The organism is Acinetobacter sp. 161(2023) (genome assembly GCF_037027805.1).
Classification (GTDB): Bacteria; Pseudomonadota; Gammaproteobacteria; order Pseudomonadales; family Moraxellaceae; genus Acinetobacter.
This window is the reverse complement of sequence record NZ_JAZEYD010000008.1, coordinates 89059-114254: the sequence shown is the minus strand read 5'-3', so window position 1 is coordinate 114254 and position 25196 is coordinate 89059. Positions and strand designations below refer to the sequence as shown.

Sequence of the window (25196 nt, the reverse complement as noted above, 5' to 3'; positions counted from 1 at the left end):
AAAAATACCCCCTAAATTTAGGGGGTATTTTTTAATTAAAACTTTTTGGTGTAATTGACGAATAAACGATCTTCACCAAAGTCATTGCCATGTTTTACGTTGTAATCAATACGAATATATTGCAGGGCAACACCTTTTAAGAATGGCTGCTGAAACGCATAATTTAAAATCACATTCGACTCAGTTTCATGGTTCTTTTCACCATTGGCTGCTTTAAAGTCATGGCCATAAACATATTTCACCATCGCATTTAAGCCGGGTACATAATCTTTAAAGTCGTAGCCATACATGACGTGGTAAGACTTTTCATCTTCTTTAAAGAAGCCCGTAGCATTCCAGTTAATAAAATAAGTTTCTGGTAAGAAGCCATCTGGTAGCGGGTAAGCCGATTCACCAATAATTTGTTGGTAACCCAAGCCGAAGGTATGATTTTTTACTTTAAGTGTTTCAAGTAATCCAATGTTCTGCGCATCAATATCAAAAGTATTGCCATCATCTTTTGCATTGAAGTATTTAAACTTAGAGGTGAGGGCAAAGTTAGGCTGTTTCCAATTATGCTCAAGCCCAATATAGTGTTTGTTGTAGAGGTTTTCTAAATTACCAAAGTAATATTCACCTTTGAGTGACGGCGTAAATTGATAGCGCAAGTCAATGTAGTTCAAACCATCAGATTCTTTAGTGATTCCATTTGCAGTGAAAGAAAACTTTTTAAAGTCTTCTTCATTACGTGGTGATACTTTTTCAACCCGACCAATTTCGGCATACAGCTGATCTGAAAGTTGTGACTTAAGATTAGTTCCCCAATACGAAGTAAGTAACTGACGACTAGCATCTACAGCCGTTACAGGTAAATCTAACCAAAGTTCACCGACACTTAATAAAGTTTTGTCATAACCTAACTTTAATGTCGCGCCGTATTTTAGATAGTCGGATGCTTGAGATTGCGTTTCTTTATTAAAAGGCAAAATGGTGTCGGCGACATGTTTGTCTGAACTTAAGCGAACGGCGTATTGAACAGATGCATCGGCTCCAATCGTAATAGGCTTGTCTGCTATTACTAATGGGGTGTCATGCATTTTCGATTTATAAAATAGCGATGCTGCCTGAGACCAACTGCCAGTATCTTTTAAGGCATCGTTATCAAAATCGCGGTTGATATAAGCATTTTTTAAAGTGAATTTCCATTCATCTTCAGTTTGCTGATTTGGATTTGCGGCCCATGAGTTGCTGCACATAAGTAATAAAGTGGCAACGGCTAAAGTGTGTGGTTTAAAGCGGTGAAATAATTCCATAATCCATTTCCCAGATATATGCCAGTCCTCGGCACTACGTAATTTTGAATATTTCGGCACTCTCTAAGCGTTTAGTTAGAGAGTACATTTTTGCAATTGGTGAGACCTATTAATTTAATTTTTCAAGCTTCATACTTTCACTAAAAAATTTGCAGCCTTTAAAAAGCAGAATTAAAGCCAGCACACAAGAGAATCCACCGACAATAGATAAAGAAGAACCCACCATTAAAGGACTACCAAAAACTTTATCTGTGATAATTGCTACTAAGGTTGTACCAATACCTAATCCAATTAAGTTACTAACTAAAAGGAAAAGAGCTGAAAGCCGTGCTCTAAATTGATTTGGCGCTAACATTTGTAAGGCAGTTGCCGAAATTACCAGAGGGAAAGACGCAAAGAACATCGCAGGAATTAATAAGCTAACCGACAACCAAAGCTGATCTGTTTGAGTAAAAAATGAAATTGGAATAATCAAGCCAACAATACCAATGACACCCGTAATCATCGGTGCATCTTGACGGCCTTTTTTGATAAACCAATCGTTTAACCAACCTGCACAAAACACGCCTAATGTGTTTGCAATTAACAGAATCGTACCGAGCATATAACCTGTCTCAGTCGGCGCAAGTTGAAACTTTCGAATATAAAATGCAGGTGTCCAACTGGTAAGGCTGTAGAGTGCCATGGCATAAAAGGTAAAACCTAAATAATGACAAGCAAATGTTTTTGCATGTTTTTTAATAAACTGAAGGCATTGTGAAAATTTGACTTGGTCAACTTGTCCATTTTGGTTGAGCTGTTGACCTTTACGTGCAGGGTCTTTAACGGTCAGAATAAATAGCAGACCAATAATAATGCCCGGTAAACCTACTACAAAAAAAGCAATTTGCCATGCTTTAAGTGCACCTAAGAGTGGAACTTCAATGAGCGTTACGCCTTTAAGCAAGTTAATCACATAACCGCCAACTAAAAAGGCAATACCACCACCTAAAAAAGCACCAATTGAATAAATCCCGACCGCACGTCCCAGTTTGTCTTTACTAAACATGTCACTAAACATTGAATAAGCGGCTGGAGATAACGCAGCTTCACCAACACCTACGGACATACGGCTCAAGAACAGTTGAATAAAGTTTTTACTTAAACCACAAGTTGCGGTTGCTAAACTCCAAACAATAATCCCGATTGAAATCAGTTTTGGTCGTGAAAAACGATCGGCAATATAGGCTAAGGGTAAACCCATAACTGCATAAAACAGTGAGAAGGCAAGGCCATGTAACAAGCTAAATTGTGTATCTGAAAGTTGGAGATCTGCTTTGATGGGTTCAATCATCAACGCCAGAATTTGGCGGTCAATAAATGAAAATATATATGCCAACATACAAAGTGTGACGACATACCATGCATAAGCATTGCTTTTCTTTTGTGTCCTTTCAACAGCGATATTACTTTGGTTCATACACTTAATCCTTATGTATAAAACGCTTAAAGAAATTGATATCTAACTTTTATTATTCCTCTGAAGTTTTCGATATTTCCCCTTTTAGATAAGAATAATAAATAGGCTAGAAATGAGTAATTTGGTCTCGTACAGACCGGAAGAGTGTGTCTAAACCCGATTAGGAGTTAATGGGATTCTAAATATCATGGAATTATTATTTTCTTTTTATATGTAAAATTCCATTACTTATTGAGTATGTTAGAATACCTAAAAAGTATGTTAAGTAAACAGATAGTAATAATTTATTGGATTAAGAAACTGATTTTTATTTATTTTTTAAGATTGAAACTTCTTTTGATAAAGAGCAGCGGGAAAAGAAGAACTCTTACATGCTGCTCTTGAGCGTATCTAACCCGATATCAAGTCAAATAATTAACTTAATGGCATGAGATCAAATAATTTTTTTAACTGATGATTTAAATTATGGAGCTCATCTTCTGAAAAGGCATTTAGGATGCCTGCCAAGGTAACTACACTAATTTGATTAATCTGTTCAACCAGCTCGACACCTTTGGGAGTTAATTTCACCATCGAAATTCGTTCATCGGTGGTAGAGGAGTAGACCTCAACAATTCCATCTTCTACCAATCGATATACAGCTTTGGTTGCTGTCGTTAACTTTAAAGTAGAAAGATTAGCGATATCGGTAATACTGGCTTCACCCAGTGCATTAGTACTTAAAATGATTTTACGGCGAGTATTATCAATACCTAGTTTTTTTATTGATTTTTCAATGAGTTGTGAGTATTTCCCATTGACTTGGGAAATCCAAAAAAAAGGAAAATTTTGAATACTCGATGGTTCTTTATTAGGAAGAAATTGTTCTAAATGATCAAGCATAGCTAAGCAATAACTTAGGAAAAAAGGGTAATCCTATTATAAACAAAATTTTGCACATTTCCTTGAGAACAAATTATAAAAAATACTTGACAATTCCATTAAATTTTCCGATATTTTAATGAATAGATAAAAATACATGGAAAAGTGAATGAATATTATTAGCCAAAGCGTGCGCAAAGGAAGTGGCAAGCTTAAGGTCATGGTGAAGGACACAATTGATATTCAAGGTCTGAAAACCATTGCTGGTAGTCGAGCTTTATTAAATGTTGAACCGGCTCAAGATGATGCTGAAGTGGTTAAAAACATTTTAAAAGCTGACTGTGAAATTATTGCGAAAACAAATTTGCACGAATTGGCTTTTGGAATTACAGGCATTAACCATGCTTTTGGTACACCTGTTAATCCAAAATATCCTGAATTTATTCCAGGCGGCTCTTCGAGTGGTTCGGCTGCGGCAGTTGCTGCTAAACAAGCTGACTTTACTCTAGGCACCGACACGGGCGGCTCTATCCGTATGCCTGCTGCGTGCTGCGGAGTTTTTGGTTTAAAGCCAACTTTCGGTCGCGTGAGCAGAAAAGGCGTATATCCGCCATCAAGTTCTTTAGACTGCGTGGGCCCTTTTGCAAATTCAGTCGAGATGATTGAAAAAGCCATGCAAATTATTGACCCAAGTTTTAAGCCTGCCGAATGTACTCAAGCACCAAAACTTACTGTTTTAGATGTAAAAGCAGATGAGGTTATTTGGAATTGCATTCATCAAGCGCTTCAAAAAGCGAATTTACAGACCACTTCAGAAAAAGTTGAACATTTTGAAGCGGCTTATGACGCAGGCATGCAGATTATTAATTATGAAAACTGGCAAGCTTTTGGTGAGTTAACCAAAACGGGTTTAATTGGTCCTGATGTAAATAATCGCCTGTTAAAAGCTGCTGAAACTACCTTAGAGCAAGTAAAACAAGCCGAAGTTGTGAAGCAGCAGCTAACTCAAGAACTTGATGCTTTATTAGAAAAATATGATGCATTGATCTTACCGACACTTCCGCAAATTCCACCAAAAGTTGCTGAAGCTGAAAATACAGTCGCTTTTCTGAATCTGACGGCTTTAGTTCGTCCATTTAATTTATCAGGACATCCCGCCATTTCAGTGCCACTTGAAACCAGTGAAGGTTTACCTGTGGGTTTACAGATCGTATCGAAGCATCAAAAAGATGAGCAATTATGCGCTATAGCTAAATTTTGTGTTGATGCAATGCAATAAATTACAAGGAGTTAGATGATGAATAAGTTATCTAAAATGGAGTTTGCTTCTCAAGACAAAGCAATTGACTTAGATGCTTTGTGTCAAGAAATTCGTGAGCGTGCCTGTACAGGCGAATTCGATAATCAGGCGTATGTGAGCCAAGACATTATCGAAAAACTTAAACAGATTGGTGTTTACCGGGCATTAGTTCCTAAACGTTTTGGTGGTGAAGAACGGTCGCCACGGCAGTTTTGCGAGTTGATCGAAACTTTATCTAAAGCTGATGGTTCAGTGGGTTGGGTGGCAAGTTTTGGTATGAGCCCAGCGTACTTAGGAAGTTTGCCAGAAGAAACACTTAAAGAGTTGTATCAAAACGGACCAGATGTGGTGTTTGCCGGAGGTATTTTTCCACCTCAACCTGCCGAAATTACTGACGACGGTGTCGTAGTTCGTGGACGTTGGAAATTTTCAAGCGGCTGTATGGGAGCAGACATTGTTGGCGTGGGGATTTCGCCGCTTAAAAATAATGAAATGCAAGGCTTGCCACGCATGGCAGTGATGCCTGCAAAAAAAGCCAAAATCGAAATGACATGGGACACCGTTGGCCTCAAAGGTACTGGAAGCCATGATTTGGTAGTCGAAGATGTATTGGTCGAAAAGAAATGGACCTTTGTACGTGGCGAACCTTCAAAACTGAGTGAGCCATTTTTTAAATATCCGTCACTCTCTTTAGCGACCCAAGTCTTAACTGTGGTGGGTATTGGTGTTGCAGCTGCTGCTTTAGAGGAATTTGAAAAATTGGCACCCGGTAAAGCATCCATTACAGGTGGGTCAGAAATTGCCAACCGCCCAGTGACTCAATATGAGTTTGCTCAAGCTGATGCAGAGTTTCAGGCTGCAAAGTCTTGGTTTTATCAAACCATGGATATTGTCTGGAATGAAATTATTGCTGGACGTGAAGCAACTGCTGAACAAATTAGCGATATGCGTTTGGCATGTACCCATGCAGCGCGAGTTTGCGCCAAAGTGAGCCGAAAAATGCAAATGCTCGCAGGCATGACAGCGATCTATACCAACAATCCATTTAGCCGTTTTGTAAATGATACCAACGTGGTGACCCAACATGCCTTTATGGGCGATGCGACTTTACAAAATGCAGGCTCAATCAGTTTCGGGTTAAAGCCAACCCCAGGTTATTTATAAGTTTAATTTTTTAAAAGGATATTGAAATGGAAGCTAAAAAATCATTACGTGTGTTGTTCTGCATGGGTATTAATCAGAATTTTTTTGATGCAGAACCTGCTGAAGCAAAAGCAGTTTGGGCAGCCTTTGGTGAAATGTGGAATGGCATTCATGACTTACCGAGCGTACATGTTTTTGGAAATCTTGATGATGACCAAAGCATGGTTGGCCCAAGTGCGGGCTGGCCTTGGACAACTTACTTGCTTGCAGATGTTCCAGATATTGAAACAGTACATGCAGCTTGTAATTTGTTTAGAACAATCGTGGTGGGTGAAGGCCCATACAAGCTTTGGAAATATTGCAAAGTTGAAGCTCGTGTTGGGCGTGAATTAATTATCCAACGTTAAGGCGATGGCAATGAATGACAAAGTGAATTTTGCAGAAATCATAGAGCGACTAGAACAGTTAGAAGCGCACAACGCTATTCGTAACTGCCTGAACCGTTATATGGAGATCTGCGACGAGCTCAATGCAAATACAGATCTTGACGAGTTGATGAATCTTTTTGATCAGGACTGTATTTGGGAAGGCATTGGCGAGAAATATGCCAAATCCTTTGGCCGTTATGATTCTTGGCAGTCGATTTACGACATGTTTAAAAGCTATACCCAAAAAGAGTCTCACTTTGTCATGAATGCGCACTTTGTAAATTCAGAACAAATTGATGTAAATCAAAATGATGCAAATGCTTTATGGCTTATGTTGCAAACTTCAACGTTTAAAGATGGCCGTAGTCATTTAAATGCAGCAAAGCTCAACGTGAAGTTTCAAAAGCAAGCAGATGGAACATGGAAGATTAAACATTTCCAGACACAGAATATTTTCAGTCGTCCCGTATCGCATTGGCACAGTGAAGCCGAATTGCCGGTACCTTCCCAGGAATGACCCAGGACATATTTAAAAGGACTATTGATATGAACAGTATTATCCCGACGCATAACATTGGCACTGATTACGATACTTTGGTTCAAAGTGACCGTGCCCATACTTCTCTTTATAAAGATGAACGCATTTTTGATCAAGAAATGGAAAAAATCTTTTATAGCACTTGGGTGTGGGTTGCACATGCGAGTGAAATTCCAGAAGGTGGAAGCTATAAAACCATTAATATCGGTAAACAGCCTGTTGTTGCAGTGCGTGACCGTAAAAAGAAAGTCCATGTACTTTTAAACCGTTGCCGTCACCGTGCCGCAACCGTATGCGAACATAAAAAAGGAAAAACCAATAGTTTTGTATGTCCTTACCACGGTTGGAGTTATGCACTTGATGGCAGTTTACGTGGTGTGCCATCTCCGGAAAGTTACGGTGATTGCTTAGATAAGTCTGAATTACCGCTGGTGAGTCTACGTGTAGAAGAATATAACGGCATGATCTTCGCTTCATTTAAAGAAGATATTCAACCGCTTGAAGAGTTCCTTGGACCTGCAAAAAAATGGATTGACCTGTTTATGAAACAAGGTGCAGGTTATCCAATTAAAGTGTTAGGTGAACACCGTTTCCGTTTCCCAGGTAACTGGAAAATCCAGCTTGAAAATACAACCGATGCCTATCACTTTCCGTTGGTACACAAGTCATTCTTAAGTTCTGTCGATGAAAAAACAGAAGAACTCTTTAACTTTGAAAACCAGCCGGGTTTTGTTGAAGATTTAGGTAATGGTCACAGTGTGATGGTCATGATTCCTGATCTAGTTGATTTAGAAGAAGACTTAATGGAGCGACCAATTCAAGAGCGTTTTGAAGATTTGGCTCAAGCTTTGCGCGACGAAGGACATGAAGAATTAGAAGTACGCCGTATTGTTCGTGCAGTCGGTGGTTCAGGCTTTAACTTAAATTTATTCCCGAATATTGCATGTTCAATGGCGTTCTTCCGCGTCTTACAGCCAATTTCAGTTGCTGAAACAGAAATTCATCACTCGGTGATTACGATGGATGGTGGTCCGCAAGTTGCTAACCAATATCGCTTACGTTTGCATGAACATTTCCAAGGCCCATTTGGTTTTGGTACACCAGATGACTCTGAAGCTTGGGAACGCGTACAACACGGCGCCAATGCGGGTAATGATTTATGGATCATGCTCAACCGTGGCTTACCGGGCGAAGTCAAAACCGAAGATGGCTTAAAAAGTGATGTCAGTGCTGAAACAGGTATGCGTGCAGCATATCAGCAGTGGAAAAAGATGATGAAGGCTTAAGGAGAAAGCAATGAATATGAATCTGCAATTATTAAATGAAGTCACTGCTTTCATCTGGGCTGAAGCAGATATGTTAGACCACAGTGAGTATCGTGAATGGCTTAATTTATGGAATGAAAAAGGTGTCTATATTATTCCGATTGACCCAAACCTCACTGACTACGAAAACAACTTAAATTATGCCTATGACGATAACCATATGCGTACTTTACGTGTAGAGCGTCTTGAAAATGGTGAAGCGATTTCTACAGCGCCTAAAGCAAATACGGTACGTAGTGTTTCTCGTGTACGTGTTATTCAAGACCAAGATAATCAAATCGTTTTACGCTGTGCTCAAAACTTACGTGAGTTTCGTAAAGAAAACCTCAAGCATTACACCGCAGATATTACTTACCATTTAACGCGTGATGCGGCTACAGGCTTTAAGATTAACCGTAAAATCATTAACTTGGTTAACTCAACCGATACCTTAGCTGGTATTAGCTACATTCTTTAGGAGCAGTAACATGAAACAAGTTGTTTTAGTGACAGGTGCTGCTTCTGGACTCGGTAATGTGATTGCTGAATATTTTGCGAGCCAAGGCCATCAAGTGATTTTGTCAGCGAGTACGCTTGAAAAAGCCGAAAATGCCAAGGCACAAAGTCAATATGCACAAAATATGTTTCCCTTGAAATTAGATATTTCTGTCGAAGCAGATTTTCATGCTGCCGTGCAATGGATTGAAGAGAAATTTTCTAAACTTGATGTATTAATTAACAATGCCACCGTTACCAAAGCAACGCCCGTATTAGAAATTACTGCAGCCGATTTTGATTGGGTGACCCAAGTTAACCAACGCGGCACCTTTCAAGCTTGTCAAATTATTGGTCAATATATGGCTAAAAAAGGCTATGGACGCATCATTAATATGGCCTCGTTAGCAGGACAAAATGGCGGTACTGCAACGGGTGCACACTATGCGGCAACCAAAGGTGCGATTGTGACGTTAACCAAAATTTTTGCCAAAGAGTTTGCGGCAAAAGGGGTGACGGTCAATGCGGTTGCACCGGGACCGATGGAATCACCAATCGTTCATAGCGTGGTGTCAGACGAAAAAATAGAACAGTTCATCCAGAATATTCCAGTTAAAGCCTTAGGTAGCATGCAATTTATTGCTGAAACTTGTGGGCTGCTTGCGAGTCAAAATGCGGGGTTTGTGACTGGTGCAACATGGGATATTAACGGTGGTTTATTCATGCGCTAAGCACGTAGCTTAAGCATGAAAAGGGAGTTGAATCATGACTACACTTTATGATGTTGTCGTTAAAAATCGCCATGTTGAAGGTGGAAATATTGCAGTCATGGAATTTGAATCTGCAACTTCTGCAACATTGCCAAAAGTTGAAGCGGGTGCGCATATTGATGTGCACTTACCAAATGGGATGGTGCGTCAATATTCACTTTGTCAAAATCCAAATGACGAAGGTAAGTTCCGCCTTGGAATTTTACGTGACCCTGAATCACGTGGTGGCTCAGTCTCGGCTTTTGATGAAATTAAAGATGGCATGCAAATTCAGGTCAGTGAACCAAAAAATTTATTTCCACTTTTAAAAGCCAAACACAGTGTATTAATTGGCGGTGGAATCGGGATTACGCCGTTAATCACGATGGCCTATCAACTTGCACACGAAGGCGAATCGTTTGAGCTTCACTACTGTGGTGCTAGCGCTGAGAATTGTGCTTTTGTTGATGAAATTAAAAATGGTGAGTTAGCAAAATATACAACCTTCCATTTTAAATCCGAAGGTGCAAGCCACAGAGCGTTTTTTGAATCTGCTATTAAAGATATTGACTCGGAAAGCCATATTTACACGTGTGGTCCAGTCGGTTTTATGGACTGGGTGATTAACCTTGCCACGATTCACGATTTTCCTGAACAGCAAATCCACAAAGAATATTTCCAAGTCGAAACTGACACTTCTGGAGATTCATTTGAGGTGGTGGCTGAGCGTAGTGGAAAAATCATTATGGTTGAAGCTGGCGAAACCATTTTGCAGGCTTTGGCTAAAGAAGGCATCGACATTGAAATGTCTTGCGAGCAAGGCGTATGCGGAACCTGCATGTGCGATGTGATTGAAGGTGAACCTGATCATCGAGATGTTTATTTTACTGATGAAGAAAAAGCCAGCAATGAACAAATATTGGTGTGCTGTTCACGCTCTAAAACACCGAGACTAGTTTTAGATATCTAATGCTCTCGCGATTTATATGGATGTAAGAGAAGGTTTAGGAGAAAGATGATGAATGTATTACAACAAATAGATGAGTTTACGGTCGATCCACTACAGTTCCGACGAGCATTAGGAAATTTTGCAACAGGCGTTACCATTGTTACTGCACAAAATGCACAAGGTGAGAAAGTCGGTGTAACCGCAAATAGTTTTAACTCGGTGTCACTCGATCCACCACTTATTTTGTGGAGTATTGATAAAAAATCTTCAAGTTTTTCAGTATTTGAAGAAGCAACACATTTTGCAGTCAATATTTTATCGGGCACGCAAATTGAGCTGTCTAATAAGTTTTCGAGACGTAATATTGATAAATTTGCAGACACGAACTTTCAACTTGGTGCTGGACGCGCACCCATTTTAGAAAATTGTTCAGCGGTGTTTGAGTGCGAACGTTATCAAGTTATTGAAGGTGGTGACCACTGGATTATTGTTGGTAAAGTGGTTCGTTTCCATGACCAAGGCCGAAGCCCGCTGGTCTACCATCAAGGTGCATATTCTTGTGTGATGCCGCATCCAAGCCTTCAAGTGAAACAAACTGAAGAGAATGGCATAGACCAAACACATTATGGGCACTTATATAATAATGTCTGCTACTTGATGAGTCGTGCTTTTAAAGCTTATCAAACTGACTATATTCCTAAGCAAATGGCTTCTGGTTTCCGTACCAGTGAATCACGGCTCTTACTTGTTTTGGCAAGTGGTACTGCTTCAAGTAAAGAAGATTTACCGCGAGATATTGCTATGCCAATGCAAGAAGTTGAAAGATCGGCTGAGATTTTAAAATTTGAAGGGTTATTGGTTGATCACGATAATTTGTACGCACTGACTGAGAAAGGTAAACAAACGGCGCAGTATTTGTTTGATATTGCCGATAGCCACCAAAACGAGGTATTTAAAAAGTATTCTGAGGAACAAAAGGATATTTTTATTACCATGCTGCGAGACTTTGCAGGAGTAGCATAAGCCTCATTAAGCTGATAAATTGAATTGATTTATCAGCTTCTTTACATCTAGCTGACTATAATCAAAAGAATTCCAAGGATAAGGAATTTTTGGCACACAATTTGTTTATCAATAAAACATGATTGCAAATAAGCCAAGACAGTGAACCACAGCAAAAGAAAAGTCTTTAGCAGTGGCACGTGTATAGAGAGGTAAGGGATGAACCAATATGTAAGTGATGCATTGTTGAATTGGACACACCATATCAAGAATGTTTGCGGAAATTTTGAAACAGATTTTGACGGCACCCGTAATTTATTCATTGGAGAAGTTCAATGTTTCTTGTTGGGTGATACCGAAATTGCTTTTATCAGAAATAATGCAAATAAGATTGTCCGGAAAGCCGATGAAATCGATCGAGTGAATAATCGTTTTTGTTTTTTGATTTTGCAGTATTCGGGAAAAATGCTGCTCGAGTATAAAAATGAAACGCTAAGCCTGAATGAAGGCGATATTGTGTTGGTCGATCCAGTCGAAACCATTTCGATGTATCCGCAAGGTTTGGTTAGCCAGATTTCAGTGCACTTGTCGCGTGAAAAATTACTTAAAGAAAATATTAGTACCGAATATTTTGGAAAACTCATTACTCAAAATATGAGCGGTTTTTTGCTAAAAAATATTTTGAAAAACATGTCTGCTGAAAATATTAAACTTTGGTATGCAACCGAAGATGGTAATGCTTTTGAAGATGCGCTGATTGCCTTAATTAAACCGACAATTAATTATAAAAATATTAATAGCTCCAATAATCTGATGGAAAAAGCCGAGCGCTATATTATAGAAAACTTAGCAAAACCGGATTTAACACCCAAGTTAATTGCAGAACATATTGGGGTATCGTTACGTCATCTCTATCGTCTGTTTCTTCAAGAAAATCTATCTATTAACAAATATATACAGCTCAAACGCTTAGAAAAAGTCAAAGCAGATTTACTCGATAAAAGAAATAAACAAAGCTCGATTACACAAATTGCTTTGAAATGGGGCTTTTGGGATGGCGCACATTTTTCAAAAATATTTAAGAAGACTTATGGTATCTCTCCTAAAGAATTTAGAGAGGGTATGTCGGCTTGAAACTTTCGTCTCTCAATGTCATTTTTAGACAAATTCGACGTCATTCTTGAACAAGCTAGCCCTATGTAACTGTGTTGAAATTAAATTCATTAGAGCAGGTTAGATAAGCTTAATAACCATAAAACTATTAAGTTGGTCTAATGAATTTTACTCACAGGAAAGTGCATTTTAACTGTCTGATTCAGATAGTTCAGGGATAGATGAAAAGGATGAAACCAATGCGTAAACAACGATTATTGAATGACATACAAAAAATACTGGCACTTAACTTATCAATCGCTGCAAGCTTTTGGGGACTCAATACTCAAGCGTTTGCTCATGGTGGAAAGTCCGAAATGGTCTCACTTTATCAAAACATGAGTGAGCAAGGCGCTAAAGTTGTTAAAGATGATTTTACCAATACTTATTTGATCACCAAAGGCTCGATGGTGGTTCGGGCCAAACCCAATTCAGATCAGGTTTTGGTGAATGGAAAGCCTTTCAAACTCAGCGTGCCTTTATTAATTAAAGATGGTAAACCTGTTATTGGAAAAGATTTTTTTAATGAAGTATTCCAGTCTGGGTTAGATCAAACTTTCAAAATTGAAAATACGTTTCACCCGCTCAATAGCTTAAATTCTGACGAAATTAAAAAGACATTTGATGTGATTAACCGCTCGAAATACGCCTATAAAAATATGCGTTTTGCCGAGTTAAAGCTAAAAGAACCGGCAAAAGCCAAAGTCTGGGATTACTTTATTAATAACAAAGAATTTAAAGAAGATCGTATTGCCTCATTTATTTTATTAAAGGGGAGTCAAGCGATTGAAGGTGAAGTTAACCTTAATACTCAACAAGTCACCAAATGGAATGTACTTAAAGATACCCATGGAATGGTGTTGCTCGATAATTTTGAAGCTGTACAGCGTGTAATTGAGACAAGTAAAGAATATCAGGAAGCTTTACGCAAACGTGGCATTACCGATGTGAAGAAAGTGATTGCTACACCACTGACCGTTGGATATTTTGGCGGTAAAGATGGACTTGATAAACAACTCAATATATTAAAAGTTGTCGCTTACCTAGATGTAGGGGATGGTAACTATTGGGCGCATCCAATTGAAAATCTAGTTGCTGTAGTCGATTTAGATAAAGAAAAAATTATTAAGATTGAAGAAGGCGCGATCATTCCTGTGCCAATGGCAAATCGACCTTATATGTCGAATAAGCCAGTAGCAAGCAAGCTAAAACCGCTCAATATTACTGAACCAGAGGGTAAGAACTTTTCCATTACAGGCCAAACCGTACACTGGGGGAACTGGTGTTTGCATGTAGCCTTAGACTCTCGTGTTGGCTTACAACTTTCTACAGTGACTTATAAAGACAAAGGCGTAAAGCGGAAAGTCATGTATGAAGGCAACTTGGGTGGAATGGTAGTTCCATATGGTGACCCTGATATTGGATGGTACTTCAAATCTTATTTAGACTCTGGCGAATATGGTATGGGAACACTTACCTCATCTATTCTTCCTGGAACTGATGCACCCGACAACGCTGTTTTACTTGATGCTGTGATTGCAGACTACAAAGGCCAACCACAAGTAATTCCAAATGCCATTGCTGTATTTGAACGTTATGCTGGGCCTGAATATAAACATCACGAAATTTTTGGTAACCAAGATGCCAGTGAAGCCCGCCGTGAACTTGTCGTGCGCTGGATTAGTACGGTTGGAAACTACGATTACATGTTTGACTGGGTATTTGCCCAAAATGGTGTAATTGGGATTAATGCGGGTGCAACAGGTATTGAAGCTGTTAAAGGTGTTAAATCTCGCACTATGCATGACAGTACTGCCAAAGAAGACACTAAATATGGAACTTTAATTGACCATAATATTGTCGGTACAACGCATCAACATATCTATAACTTCCGCTTAGACATGGATGTAGATGGGGAAAACAACAGCTTTATGCATATGGACCCTGTAGTGAAAGCCAATGACAAAGGTGGTGTTCGTACAAGCTCAATGCAAATTGATAGTAAAGTCATTACGAATGAGCAAAATGCGGCTGAAAAATTTGATCCATCCACTATTCGCTTACTCACGAATTTCAACAAGGAAAATAAATTAGGCAATCCGGTTTCTTACCAACTCATTCCGTTTGCAGGTGGAACACACCCTGTAGCAAAAGGTGCTAATTTTTCTAAAGATGAATGGTTATTTAAACGTTTAAACTTCATGGATAAGCAAATTTGGGTGACTCAGTACAATCCAGACGAGCGCTATCCTGAAGGTAAATATTCTAACCGTTCGACTCACGATACGGGGTTAGGACAGTTTATTAGCAACAATGAAAATATTGAAAATAAAGATCTTGTGGTCTGGATGACAACAGGGACAACGCATGTGGCACGTGCTGAAGAATGGCCAATCATGCCGACAGAGTGGGTCAATACGCTCATCAAACCTTGGAACTTCTTTGACAACACCCCGACTTTAAACTTGGGTGAAGAAGAGCAAAACACGCAGCACGACCATCACTAAAAATGTGCATGAGCCAGAATGGGTAAAGAATAAGTTACCCATTCCTGAGCGCTGGTAGGCCGTTCGCAAAAAGGAATTTCTCAATGAAAAATTTATTTTCTCAGGTTGTGAGAGGGACTCTCTTTGTCTCATTTTTTTCAACTGTGCATGCTGGTGAGCTTGAAATTAAACCGACTTTTGAAGCAACTTTTGGGGCTTTTAGTGGCGGTAAAAGTTATAACGGCGAAAACCTAGATGATGAAAGAATCAATTGGCAAGAAGGCCATCTTAAATATGGTGCTAAAGGACAATACACCTTCAAAAACAATCAGCTCTATTCAAGTTTGAGCGGTATTAGCTCGGCAACATTTGGTGATGGTGACGCAGGCCAAAATAGTAATGGTAAAGAACGTAAAACAGATGTGAATGAATGGATCATTGGTTTTAAAGACGGCACCAATAAAGATGAATTAACGACCTATGATTTAAGTATCGGTCGACAAAATATCATGATTGGTGATGGGTTTTTCATTGCGGGTGATGCGTTAAATCTCGGTAAAGCACCTGCGGATGGCACACTAGATCGGGGCGGAGCATATTATCTGGCAGCTCGTCGAAGTTTTGATTTTACGACTTTGCTTCAATACAGACCGCAAGAGAATACAACGTTAAAGCTGGCTTATTTAAAGTCAAACAATAAAGCACAATTTTCACCTGAACTTTTTGTGACTGATCTGATGTATCAGCTTAAAGATAAGGGTGTTGGGTTTACCTATTTAAATGTATTAGATCTTGAAGATGCTGAACAGGTTTCAGGGCGCGAAGATCTTAAAAATTATGCTTTACGTTTCAATTATCAACCTTTAGCAGAGCTACAAGTTAAAACTGAGTTTGTAGTTCAAGATAAAAAAGATAGCCAAGAAAATGCCGGCTATTTAGCGCTGAACTATAATTTTTTATCTTCAAAATATACCCCCTCATTAGGCTACCGTTTTAGCCATTTTTCAGACCAATATGACCCTATGTTTTATGGAAATACAGTCGGCTTTGGTACATGGTTTCAGGGCGAAGTTGCCGGAAACTATGCTGGTCCATTCAATAAAAATGCAGATATTCATAAAATCTCTTACATGATGAACTTGAAAGAAAATTTTATGTTGGGCGCTTTGGCGTATAAGTTCAAAACAGTAAATAAGTCTTTAACTAATGTAGACGGACATGAACTGGATGTGTTCTCGGTTTGGTCCGTCAATAAAAAACTTAACGTTATTCCGTTGGTTGGACTCTATAAGCCTAAACAGGATATCCAGAGTGGCGGTACTCAAAACTACGATGACAAGAACAATGTATATGCGCAGTTGATTCTGCAATACATCTATTAATAGATCCTTTTTAATGAATTGAGAGAAATAAAAATGAGTGAAGTTCAGATTTTAGAAAGCGTACAGCAATTTATGGCACGTCAACATGGACACTTTATTGATGGAAAATTAGTTGCTGCCGAGCTTTTAGATAAAGTTGATATTGTAAATCCATCGACTGAACAAGTTGTTGCTCAAATTAGTATTGGTAGTCAACAAGATGTAGATAGTTCGGTAAAAAGTGCTGAACATGCTTTTCAAAATGCTTGGGCTGAAACTACGCCGTATGAACGTGGCGTTAAACTGAACAAGCTAGCCGATTTAATTGAGCAATATGGTGAAGAACTTGCACAGCTCGAATCGTTGTCTACTGGAAAACTTATCAATATTTCCCGTCATCTTGAGGTCGCACAATCCGTTATTTTCTTGAGATATTTTGCTGGTTGGGCAACCAAAATTAATGGTCAAACCATGCAGCCCTCTATTCCTTCTATGCAAGGTGAAAAATATACGGCCTTTACTTTAAGACAACCGATTGGTGTGGTTGCAGGGATTGTGCCTTGGAATTTTTCACTGATGATTGGCGTTTGGAAAATCGGTTCAGCTTTAACAACTGGCTGTACCATTGTGCTTAAACCAAGTGAATTTGCCAGCTTATCTTTATTACGTTTAGCTGAACTTGCCATTGAGGCAGGTATTCCGGCTGGTGTAATTAATGTAGTGACAGGTAAGGGCGATACAGGGCAATATTTAATTGAGTCGCCACTCGTTAAGAAAGTCTCGTTTACAGGTTCAGTACCAACAGGCATTGCCATTGGTAAACTCGCGATGAGCAGCGATTTAACCCGTGTAAGTCTGGAGCTGGGTGGTAAAAATGCAATAGCCGTTCTGGCCGATGCAAATATTGATGAGATTTTACCGACTTTGTTGCAAGCAACTTTTGTACATCAAGGTCAAGTTTGCGCATCTCCAGAGCGTTTTTTTGTACACCGTACAAAACATGATGAACTTGTCGAGAAACTCTCGAAAGCACTCTCGCAGTTCAAAATTGGATCGGCTATGGATGAAGGAAGTATGTTTGGTCCGCTCTCTAATCAGCCACATTTTAATAAAGTGAAACATTATTTAGATATGGCCAAAGCTAACAACCAGATTATTGCTGGTGGTGAGACTCTAGATCAGACAGGATATTTTGTACAGCCGACTTTGATTTCCTTCAAAAATACGGATGATCCTTTATTTTCAGAGGAAACTTTTGGTCCAGTGGTCGGGGTAATGCCATTCGAAACTGATGAAGAACTTATTCAGCTTATGAATCAGTCTCGCTTTGGTTTAACCGCAAGTATCTGGACAAATGACTTATCTAAAGCTTTGCGTTTAATTCCTAAGATTGAAGCAGGGACCGTGTGGGTCAATATGCATACGTTCTTAGATCCATCTGTTCCATTTGGCGGGGTAAAAGCTTCAGGCATTGGTAGAGAGTTTTCGGAGGCATTTATTGAAGATTACACCGAATTAAAATCGGTAATGATTCGGTATTAATTTTAAAAACTAAATGCATATTCAAAAAAATGGCCGTTATAGGCCATTTTTTTGAATCATTAAAACTAACCTAATAAAAAATCCTTTAGGATTTTATTAAAAGCTTCTGGCTGCTCGACATTAGAAATATGAGAGGCATCTATTTCTGTAAGTTTTGATTGTGGAATACGTTGCTGCATAAATTCACCATCTGCAACAGTCGTTACGGGGTCTTGAGTTCCAGCAATTACCAATACAGAAATTTTAATGTCTTTTAACTGCTCACGGACATCCGCTTTAGCCAAAGCCTCACAACAATTGGCATAACCCATTGCGCTGCCAGCACTTAAGTCGTTACACAGGTTGTTGACGATTGAAGGATGACTTTGGATAAAGGGATCTGTAAACCATCGCGAAGCTGCTGTAGCTGCGATTGGTTGTAAACCTTGCTCACGTACTAATTTTGCGCGGTCAAGCCATGCCTGTTCTTGTCCAATTTTAGCGGCAGTATTTGCCACAACCACATGACTAAAACGGTCAGGGTAGTGAATCGCAAGCCATTGACCTGTTAAACCACCCATGGAAATTCCACAAAAAGCAGCTTTGCTAATATTCAAATGATCTAGTAAATGAACAACATCTTCACCTAGTTGCTCTACAGTATATGGGCCGTTAGGTGTAGATGATGAACCGTGACCACGAGTGTCATAGCAGATCACAAAAAATTGATCTTTTAACTCATTAAACTGTTTTTGCCACATACCATAATTGGTGCCCAAAGAATTGGAAAACACTAGAGCAGGGGAAGATGGCTCACCAAAAGTTTGATAGTTAATTTGTGCATCGGCAGATTGAAAAGATGTCATTTGTTTCTCCTTAAAGTGCTTCAACACGTTCAATAATCAAAGCGATGCCTTGACCTACACCAATACACATTGAACATAAGGCATAACGACCACCTGTCTGTTCAAGCTGGTTTAGGGCTGTGGTCACGAGGCGTGCACCTGATGCACCAAGTGGATGACCCAATGCAATTGCACCACCGTTTGGATTTACCTTGTCAGAATCATCTGGCAAACCTAAATCACGGGTCACGGCCAAAGCCTGTGCAGCAAAGGCTTCATTCAACTCAATCACATCCATCTGCTCTAAAGTGAGGTTGGCTTGTTTAAGTAGTTTTTTAATGGCTGGCGCCGGAGCAAAACCCATAATACGTGGTTCTACACCCACCGCTGTTGAAGCAATGATCTTGGCACGCGGTTTTAAGTTGTAGGTTTGAACTGCCTCATCAGAAGCAATAAGCAATGCGGCTGCACCATCGTTAATGCCTGAAGCATTACCCGCAGTCACAGAACCATCTGCTTTAACAACTGGTTTAAGTTTACTTAAAGCTTCAAGAGTAGTTGAGGCACGTGGATGTTCATCGGTATCAATCACCACAGCATCACCCTTACGCTGAGGGATTTCAACTGCCACGATTTCTTTAGAAAAAAAGCCTTTGGCTTGCGCGCTTGCGGTGCGTTGTTGGCTCACCAAGGCAAACTGGTCCTGATCTGCACGATTAACGTTGAACTGTTCAGCCACGTTTTCGGCAGTCTGGGGCATGGTGTCTACACCATACAATTCTTTAAGTTTAGGATTAATGAAACGCCAGCCCATGGTGGTGTCTTCAATCTTCTGGCTACGGCCAAAAGCACTTTCAGACTTACCCATTACATAAGGTGCACGGCTCATGCTTTCTACACCACCTGCAATCACCAAGTTAGCTTCACCAGCTTTAATAGCACGGGCAGCAATAGCAATCGCATCAAGCGAAGAACCACACAAACGGTTAATGGTGGTTGCTGGAACCTGATATGGTAGACCAGCAAGTAAAGCCGACATACGACCGACATTGCGGTTGTCTTCACCGGCTTGATTAGCACAGCCATAGATCACATCATCGACCTGTTCCCAATCTACATTCGGGTTACGCTGCATGAGAGCCTTAATCGGCACAGCGCCAAGGTCATCGGCACGGACAGGTGCAAGGCCACCGGCATAACGGCCGAATGGAGTACGGATGGCATCGATGATATAAGCGTTTTTTAATGTCATTTCCTACTTCCTTACCCTTGTGTCGCATCAATCAAAGTTGCACCTGTTAAAGCCTGTAACTCATCAAAGCTAAGACCTTCTACTTTCTCAAGTACCTTTAAACCATCTTTAGTCACATCAATCACACAAAGGTCTGTGTAAATACGATCAACACAGTGTTTACCTGTAACAGGATAGCTCAGCTCAGCCACAATCTTCGGTTCACCTTGCTTAGTCACATGGTCTGTGGTGATGAATACTTTTTTAGCACCTACAGCTAAATCCATCGCACCACCCACCGCAGGAATGGCATCGGGTGCACCCGTGTGCCAGTTCGCCAAGTCACCATTCGCTGCAACCTGAAAGGCTCCAAGTACTGCAATGTCAAGGTGACCACCACGCATCATCGCAAATGAATCGCCATGGTGGAAAAAGCTACCGCCTTCGAGCATGGTCACAAATTCTTTACCCGCATTAATCAGTTCAGGGTCTTCTTCACCTTCCGCTGGTGGTGGACCAAAAGCCAACAGGCCATTTTCAGAATGAAGGAAAATATCTTTATCGTTAGGTAAGTAGCTGGCGATCTTGGTTGGTAAACCAATGCCCAAGTTCACATAGGCACCATCTGGAATGTCTTGTGCCACACGTTTTGCAATCTGGTCACGGCTGAGTTTCTGGTAGCTCATGTTATTTCTCCTTATTGCTTACTGTGAGGGCTGTACTTGGACAACATGCTGTACAAAGATACCCGGGGTGATGATGTGCTCTGGATCTAGTCCACCTAGCTCAACGACCTCAGACACTTGAACAATCGTGACATCAGCGGCCATGGCCATGATCGGGCCAAAGTTACGTGCAGATTTACGGTAAACCAGATTACCCCAGCGATCGCCCTTGTAAGCTTTAATCAAGGCAAAGTCAGCCTTAATTGGATATTCAAGTACGTAGTCTTTACCATCGATCTGGCGGGTTTCTTTGCCTTCAGCTAAAAGTGTTCCAAAGCCTGTTGGGGTAAATACAGCGCCTAGTCCCATACCAGCTGCCTGAATACGGCAAGCCAGATTACCTTGCGGAACCACTTCCAGCTCTACCTTTCCAGCACGGTAAAGTTCATCAAACACATAAGAGTCTGACTGACGTGGGAAAGAGCAAATCACTTTTTTAACCGAACCAGCTTTAAGCAGTTTAGCCAGACCATAATCGCCATTACCGGCGTTATTACTGACAATAGTCAGGTCTTTAATACCCAGTTCAATTAGTCCGTCAATGAGTTCAGCGGGTTGTCCTGCGGTACCAAAACCACCAATCAGAATGGTCGCACCATCTTTAATCTGCGATAGTACCTCGCTAAGAGAGGACTTACTTTTGTCAATCATGTGAGAAACCTTAGAGCATGAGGTAACGTGATGTATTACTACCGCTAAAAATTTATTTAAATTCTTAATGGTAGTAATAAATGGAATAAATTTTGTGAGTCAAAAGCGAACTTTTAACTCACATACACTTTCAATTAAGCGCTAGCGCGACGGCGTTCAACTTCTGTTGAAGGTGCAGCTTCAGCATCTTTTACAAGTTCGATATTGAACGTAATGTGTTTGAAAGCATGATCTAAACCACGGCGTTGGATTTCAGCTGGATCAGTTACATCAACTGCTGTTGCTACTAATCCATCACGTGTTGCAAAAGCAAAGTCATCCCATAAGTACTCATCACCCTCAATGTTGAATTGAGTTGTAAGCTTACGGAAGCCAGGTGCTGAAACGAAGTAATGAACATGAGATGGGCGATTACCATGGCGGCCTAACTTGTTAAGAAGGGCTTGAGTTGTACCTTCTGGCGGGCAACCATACCCAACAGGCATCGTGGTTAATGCAACATATTTACCATCAGCATCAGTCAAAATACTACGGCGTAAGTTAAAGTCAGATTGAGACTTATCAAAGAATGAATAGTTACCTAAACTGTTGGCATGCCATACTTCAACTTTAGCATTTTCAAGGATATTGCCATCAGTATCGGTTACGGTACCTTCAATAATTAAGGTATCAATTTTGCCAGACTCAGTACCGTCATCCATACGAGCAAAACCAATAGTTTCAGGCGCGCCAGCTACATAAAGTGGGCCTTCAATGGTACGAGGTGTGCCACCACTAACGCCAGCTTTTGCATCGGCTTCATCTGCACGTAAGTCAAGATAGTGCTCTAAACCTAAGCCAGCTGCTAAAAGTCCAAGTTCGTTTGCTTGGCCTGCATCTGTGAAATATTCCAGACCTTTCCATACTTCTGAAGGTTGGATGTCTAAATCTTCGATGGCTTGAAATAAATCCCCGAGAAGGCGCACTACAATTTGCTGAACACGTGCATCGACTTCGCCTTTAGCTGTGTCGACATTCATTTGTTTTACAAGCGCATCAATTTGTTGACGGTTCATACTAAAACTCCTTAAGTATGCAATACGGTTTTGGGTGGCAGTATTGCGGGCATTTTGTTTTGCTAGCGAATATTGCTGCCACGTTCCTTGTTACCTTCTGAATCAATATATTTAGTTTTTGAATGTGCTTCAGACCACACACTCAAACTATTTTCTTAGATTACGAATCATCATCACGAACAGAAGAAGGGTGACGATTAAGCGCCATGACTTCGATGTTCATGTAAGGATAGAGAGGTAATCCCTGTAAAATATTGTGCAATTCCTCATTGCTCTCGACATCAAAAATACTGATGTTTGAATACTGGCCTGTAACTCGCCAGATATGTCGCCATTTACCTTGACGTTGTAAATCTTGCGAATAGGCTTTTTCAACGGCCTTAATTTCATTTGCTTTGTCGGCTGGCATATCAAGTGGAATATGCACATCCATACGTACATGAAATAACATGGGAAACTCCTTATCCTGTTGCCTTAACGACGCAACTTCTCGACTTTATCTTCATCAATTTCAATGCCTAAGCCCGGAGCAGTTGGCAAGTGCAATTCAAAGTTTTCGTAACGTAGCGGTTCTTTCAAAATTTCTTCGGTAAGCAATAACGGACCAAATAATTCAGTACCAAAAGCTAATGTTTCAAAGGTTGCAAATGCATGAGCAGAAGCGATGCTACCTACAGGGCCTTCAAGCATAGTGCCGCCATAAAGATCAATTCCAGCCAAACCTGCAACCTTGGCCACTTCACATGCTTCGATCAGACCACCAGATTGTTCAATTTTTACCGCAAATACGTCAGCCCCATGGCTTTTTGCAATACGGTATGCGCTATCTGGCCCAGTTAAAGCTTCATCCGCCATGATTGCCACATCGAAACGATGTGTTAAACGGGCAAGTGCTTCAGTATTCTGAATAGCACAAGGCTGTTCAATTAAATCAATCCCGCCATCTTGTAGCTGTTGAATACCTTGAATACATTCCAGCTCTGACCATGCACGATTTACATCGACACGTACACTAATATCTGAACCCAGTGCTTTTTTAATTGCAATCACATGATCAACATCGTGTTGCAAAGGACGTGCACCGATTTTGAGTTTGAACGTGTTATGACGTTTCAGCTCAATCATTTTTCGAGCTTCAGCAATATCTTTTTCTGTGTCGCCAGACGCGAGCGTCCAAAGTACAGGTAAACTATTACGCAGACGGCCACCTAAAACTTCACTTAACGGCACGCCTAAACGTTTTGCCTGAATATCAAGTAGAGCGGTCTGAATGGCACATTTCGCAAAACGGTTACCATTAATATTCTTACGAATTAGTTTTAGTGTTTGAGCAACGTTTAAATCTTTAACTGATGCGAGTAATGGTGCAAAGTAAGTATCAATATTGGCTTTGACACTTTCAGGACTTTCTTCACCATAGTTCAGTCCACCAATGGTGGTCGCTTCACCCCAACCTACAATACCATCCGTGGTCGTAATTTTAACGAGCACCAAAGTCTGAGTACGCATTGTTGTTACAGACAATTGGTGAGGACGGATAGTTGGAATATCCACAAGTATGGTTTCTATGGTTCTATACATGAAGTTTCAACTATTTCAAACTTGTTTACATACCATAGAAGAATGTAATAGCCTAAAATAGATATAGAACGGTATTTTAAGATACTAAAAAGGTATATTAATGGAATTAAGACATCTACGTTATTTTGTTACCGTTGTTGAAGAACAAAGTCTGACTAAAGCCGCAGAAAAGCTTTTTATTGCTCAGCCACCACTCACGCGTCAAATCAAAAAACTAGAAGAAGAATTAGGCATTGATTTATTCGTGAAAGGGTCGCGTCCATTAAAAGCCACAGAAGCAGGGCTGTTTTTTTACCAACATGCTGTTCAAATTTTAACGCATACCGCTCAAGCTGCTTCCATGGCTAAAAAAATGAAGCTGGTAGAGAACATTGTCAAAGTTGGTTACGTCAGCTCACTTCTTTACGGGCGTTTACCACAGGTCATTTATCTATTTAGACAAAAGAATCCTGACATTCATGTCGAGCTTATTGAATGTGGCACACGAGATCAGGTCGAGGCTTTAAAGTTAGGTAAAATCGATTTAGGTTTTGGTCGGTTGCCTATTAGTGATCCAGCGATTAAAAGGCTTTTACTTCGCAAAGAAAAATTAAAACTCGCGATTCATAAAAAGCATCCATTAAGTGAATTTCAAGATTCAGGAATTTACTTATCTCAAATTATCAATGAGACGATTTTTTCTTATCCAACGACACCTAAGCCTAATTTTTCGACCACTATTCAAGCTTTATTTACCAAGTTAGGTTTAATCCCAGCCAAGCTGACCGAAGTACGAGAAATTCATATGGCGCTTGGTTTGGTGGCATCGGGCGAGGGTATTTGTATTATTCCAGAAAGCGCCTGTGATATCGGCATGAAGAATTTAACTTACTTAAATATCTTAGACTTAGAAGCCTATAGTCCAATCTCTCTATCCATGCGCAACATGGATCAAAGTTCTTATATTCCAAAAATTTTAGATTGTATTGAAGAGATTTATAGCGAAGAAGATGTGTCTAGAAACTTGAATTTATAAACTTTTAAGGTTCTTAAACTAGATTTTTCATGTTATTTTAAAACTTTAAACCT

The 25196-nt window shown here is 40.0% G+C and carries 24 protein-coding genes; 14 read left to right on the top strand and 10 right to left on the bottom strand.

Going from position 1 to position 25196, the window contains the following annotated elements; genetic code table 11:
* Positions 1-35: 35 nt before the first annotated feature.
* The 3 genes from WA249_RS09595 to WA249_RS09585 all read right to left on the bottom strand — a co-directional run bounded on the left by WA249_RS09595 (position 36) and on the right by WA249_RS09585 (position 3633).
* Complete coding sequence (locus WA249_RS09595; RefSeq protein ID WP_336168235.1) at positions 36-1292, bottom strand: OprD family outer membrane porin; 1257 nt, start codon at positions 1290-1292, stop codon at positions 36-38.
* Positions 1293-1401: 109 nt separating this feature from the next.
* Entirely contained in the window at positions 1402-2751 is a 1350-nt protein-coding gene (locus WA249_RS09590; protein ID WP_336168233.1) for a spinster family MFS transporter, read from the bottom strand.
* Between the two features lie 414 nt (positions 2752-3165).
* Positions 3166-3633 carry a MarR family winged helix-turn-helix transcriptional regulator gene (locus tag WA249_RS09585; protein ID WP_336168230.1) on the bottom strand — a complete coding sequence of 156 codons (468 nt, stop codon included), beginning with the start codon at positions 3631-3633 and terminating at the stop codon, positions 3166-3168.
* A gap of 148 nt (positions 3634-3781) precedes the next feature.
* On the opposite strand from WA249_RS09585, the gene WA249_RS09580 reads away from it, so the two are divergent.
* The 13 genes from WA249_RS09580 to WA249_RS09520 all read left to right on the top strand — a co-directional run bounded on the left by WA249_RS09580 (position 3782) and on the right by WA249_RS09520 (position 18061).
* Positions 3782-4891, top strand: a complete 1110-nt coding sequence (locus tag WA249_RS09580) for an amidase (RefSeq protein WP_336168228.1) — start codon at positions 3782-3784, stop codon at positions 4889-4891.
* Positions 4892-4927: 36 nt separating this feature from the next.
* Positions 4928-6076, top strand: a complete 1149-nt coding sequence (locus tag WA249_RS09575) for an acyl-CoA dehydrogenase family protein (RefSeq protein ID WP_336168404.1) — start codon at positions 4928-4930, stop codon at positions 6074-6076.
* Positions 6077-6102: 26 nt separating this feature from the next.
* Positions 6103-6462 (top strand): IacB protein, encoded by a 360-nt coding sequence (locus WA249_RS09570; RefSeq protein ID WP_336168226.1) that lies wholly within the window; start codon positions 6103-6105, stop codon positions 6460-6462.
* 4 nt (positions 6463-6466) lie between these two features.
* Complete coding sequence (locus tag WA249_RS09565) at positions 6467-7000, top strand: nuclear transport factor 2 family protein (protein ID WP_336168224.1); 534 nt, start codon at positions 6467-6469, stop codon at positions 6998-7000.
* A gap of 29 nt (positions 7001-7029) precedes the next feature.
* A complete protein-coding gene (locus tag WA249_RS09560) occupies positions 7030-8307 on the top strand; it encodes an aromatic ring-hydroxylating oxygenase subunit alpha (RefSeq protein WP_336168222.1) in 1278 nt (425 codons plus the stop codon).
* 10 nt (positions 8308-8317) lie between these two features.
* On the top strand, positions 8318-8803 hold the full coding sequence (locus tag WA249_RS09555; protein ID WP_322905216.1) for an aromatic-ring-hydroxylating dioxygenase subunit beta: 486 nt from the start codon (positions 8318-8320) through the stop codon (positions 8801-8803).
* 10 nt (positions 8804-8813) lie between these two features.
* Positions 8814-9551: an SDR family NAD(P)-dependent oxidoreductase gene (locus WA249_RS09550; RefSeq protein WP_336168217.1), complete on the top strand. Its 738-nt coding sequence runs from the start codon at positions 8814-8816 to the stop codon at positions 9549-9551.
* Between the two features lie 34 nt (positions 9552-9585).
* Positions 9586-10539, top strand: coding sequence for a PDR/VanB family oxidoreductase (locus tag WA249_RS09545; RefSeq protein WP_336168215.1), 954 nt, complete (start codon positions 9586-9588; stop codon positions 10537-10539).
* Between the two features lie 45 nt (positions 10540-10584).
* Positions 10585-11541: a p-hydroxyphenylacetate 3-hydroxylase reductase component gene (locus WA249_RS09540; protein WP_322004504.1), complete on the top strand. Its 957-nt coding sequence runs from the start codon at positions 10585-10587 to the stop codon at positions 11539-11541.
* A gap of 198 nt (positions 11542-11739) precedes the next feature.
* Positions 11740-12654 (top strand): transcriptional regulator FeaR, encoded by a 915-nt coding sequence (feaR, locus tag WA249_RS09535; RefSeq protein ID WP_005040201.1) that lies wholly within the window; start codon positions 11740-11742, stop codon positions 12652-12654.
* 209 nt (positions 12655-12863) lie between these two features.
* Complete coding sequence (gene tynA, locus WA249_RS09530) at positions 12864-15179, top strand: primary-amine oxidase (protein ID WP_336168212.1); 2316 nt, start codon at positions 12864-12866, stop codon at positions 15177-15179.
* 143 nt (positions 15180-15322) lie between these two features.
* The gene (locus WA249_RS09525) at positions 15323-16540 is read left to right on the top strand and encodes a hypothetical protein (RefSeq protein WP_336168402.1); all 1218 of its coding nucleotides are present in this window, start codon (positions 15323-15325) and stop codon (positions 16538-16540) included.
* Between the two features lie 33 nt (positions 16541-16573).
* Complete coding sequence (locus WA249_RS09520) at positions 16574-18061, top strand: NAD-dependent phenylacetaldehyde dehydrogenase (protein ID WP_336168210.1); 1488 nt, start codon at positions 16574-16576, stop codon at positions 18059-18061.
* A 65-nt stretch (positions 18062-18126) separates the two neighbouring features.
* Here WA249_RS09520 and pcaD read toward each other — a convergent pair whose 3' ends face one another.
* The 7 genes from pcaD to WA249_RS09485 all read right to left on the bottom strand — a co-directional run bounded on the left by pcaD (position 18127) and on the right by WA249_RS09485 (position 24128).
* Positions 18127-18906, bottom strand: coding sequence for a 3-oxoadipate enol-lactonase (gene pcaD, locus WA249_RS09515; RefSeq protein ID WP_336168208.1), 780 nt, complete (start codon positions 18904-18906; stop codon positions 18127-18129).
* 10 nt (positions 18907-18916) lie between these two features.
* Complete coding sequence (gene pcaF / locus WA249_RS09510) at positions 18917-20137, bottom strand: 3-oxoadipyl-CoA thiolase (RefSeq protein WP_336168206.1); 1221 nt, start codon at positions 20135-20137, stop codon at positions 18917-18919.
* An 11-nt stretch (positions 20138-20148) separates the two neighbouring features.
* Entirely contained in the window at positions 20149-20802 is a 654-nt protein-coding gene (locus WA249_RS09505; protein WP_151962951.1) for a 3-oxoacid CoA-transferase subunit B, read from the bottom strand.
* A gap of 18 nt (positions 20803-20820) precedes the next feature.
* Positions 20821-21492 (bottom strand): 3-oxoacid CoA-transferase subunit A, encoded by a 672-nt coding sequence (locus WA249_RS09500; protein WP_336168202.1) that lies wholly within the window; start codon positions 21490-21492, stop codon positions 20821-20823.
* A gap of 134 nt (positions 21493-21626) precedes the next feature.
* Positions 21627-22547, bottom strand: a complete 921-nt coding sequence (gene catA, locus WA249_RS09495; RefSeq protein WP_336168200.1) for a catechol 1,2-dioxygenase — start codon at positions 22545-22547, stop codon at positions 21627-21629.
* Positions 22548-22707: 160 nt separating this feature from the next.
* Entirely contained in the window at positions 22708-22998 is a 291-nt protein-coding gene (gene catC / locus WA249_RS09490; RefSeq protein ID WP_003651954.1) for a muconolactone Delta-isomerase, read from the bottom strand.
* 23 nt (positions 22999-23021) lie between these two features.
* Positions 23022-24128 carry a muconate/chloromuconate family cycloisomerase gene (locus WA249_RS09485; protein WP_336168198.1) on the bottom strand — a complete coding sequence of 369 codons (1107 nt, stop codon included), beginning with the start codon at positions 24126-24128 and terminating at the stop codon, positions 23022-23024.
* A gap of 100 nt (positions 24129-24228) precedes the next feature.
* Here WA249_RS09485 and WA249_RS09480 point away from each other — a divergent pair, with 100 nt between their 5' ends.
* Positions 24229-25143, top strand: a complete 915-nt coding sequence (locus WA249_RS09480) for a LysR family transcriptional regulator (RefSeq protein WP_336168196.1) — start codon at positions 24229-24231, stop codon at positions 25141-25143.
* The last annotated feature ends 53 nt before the right edge of the window (positions 25144-25196 follow it).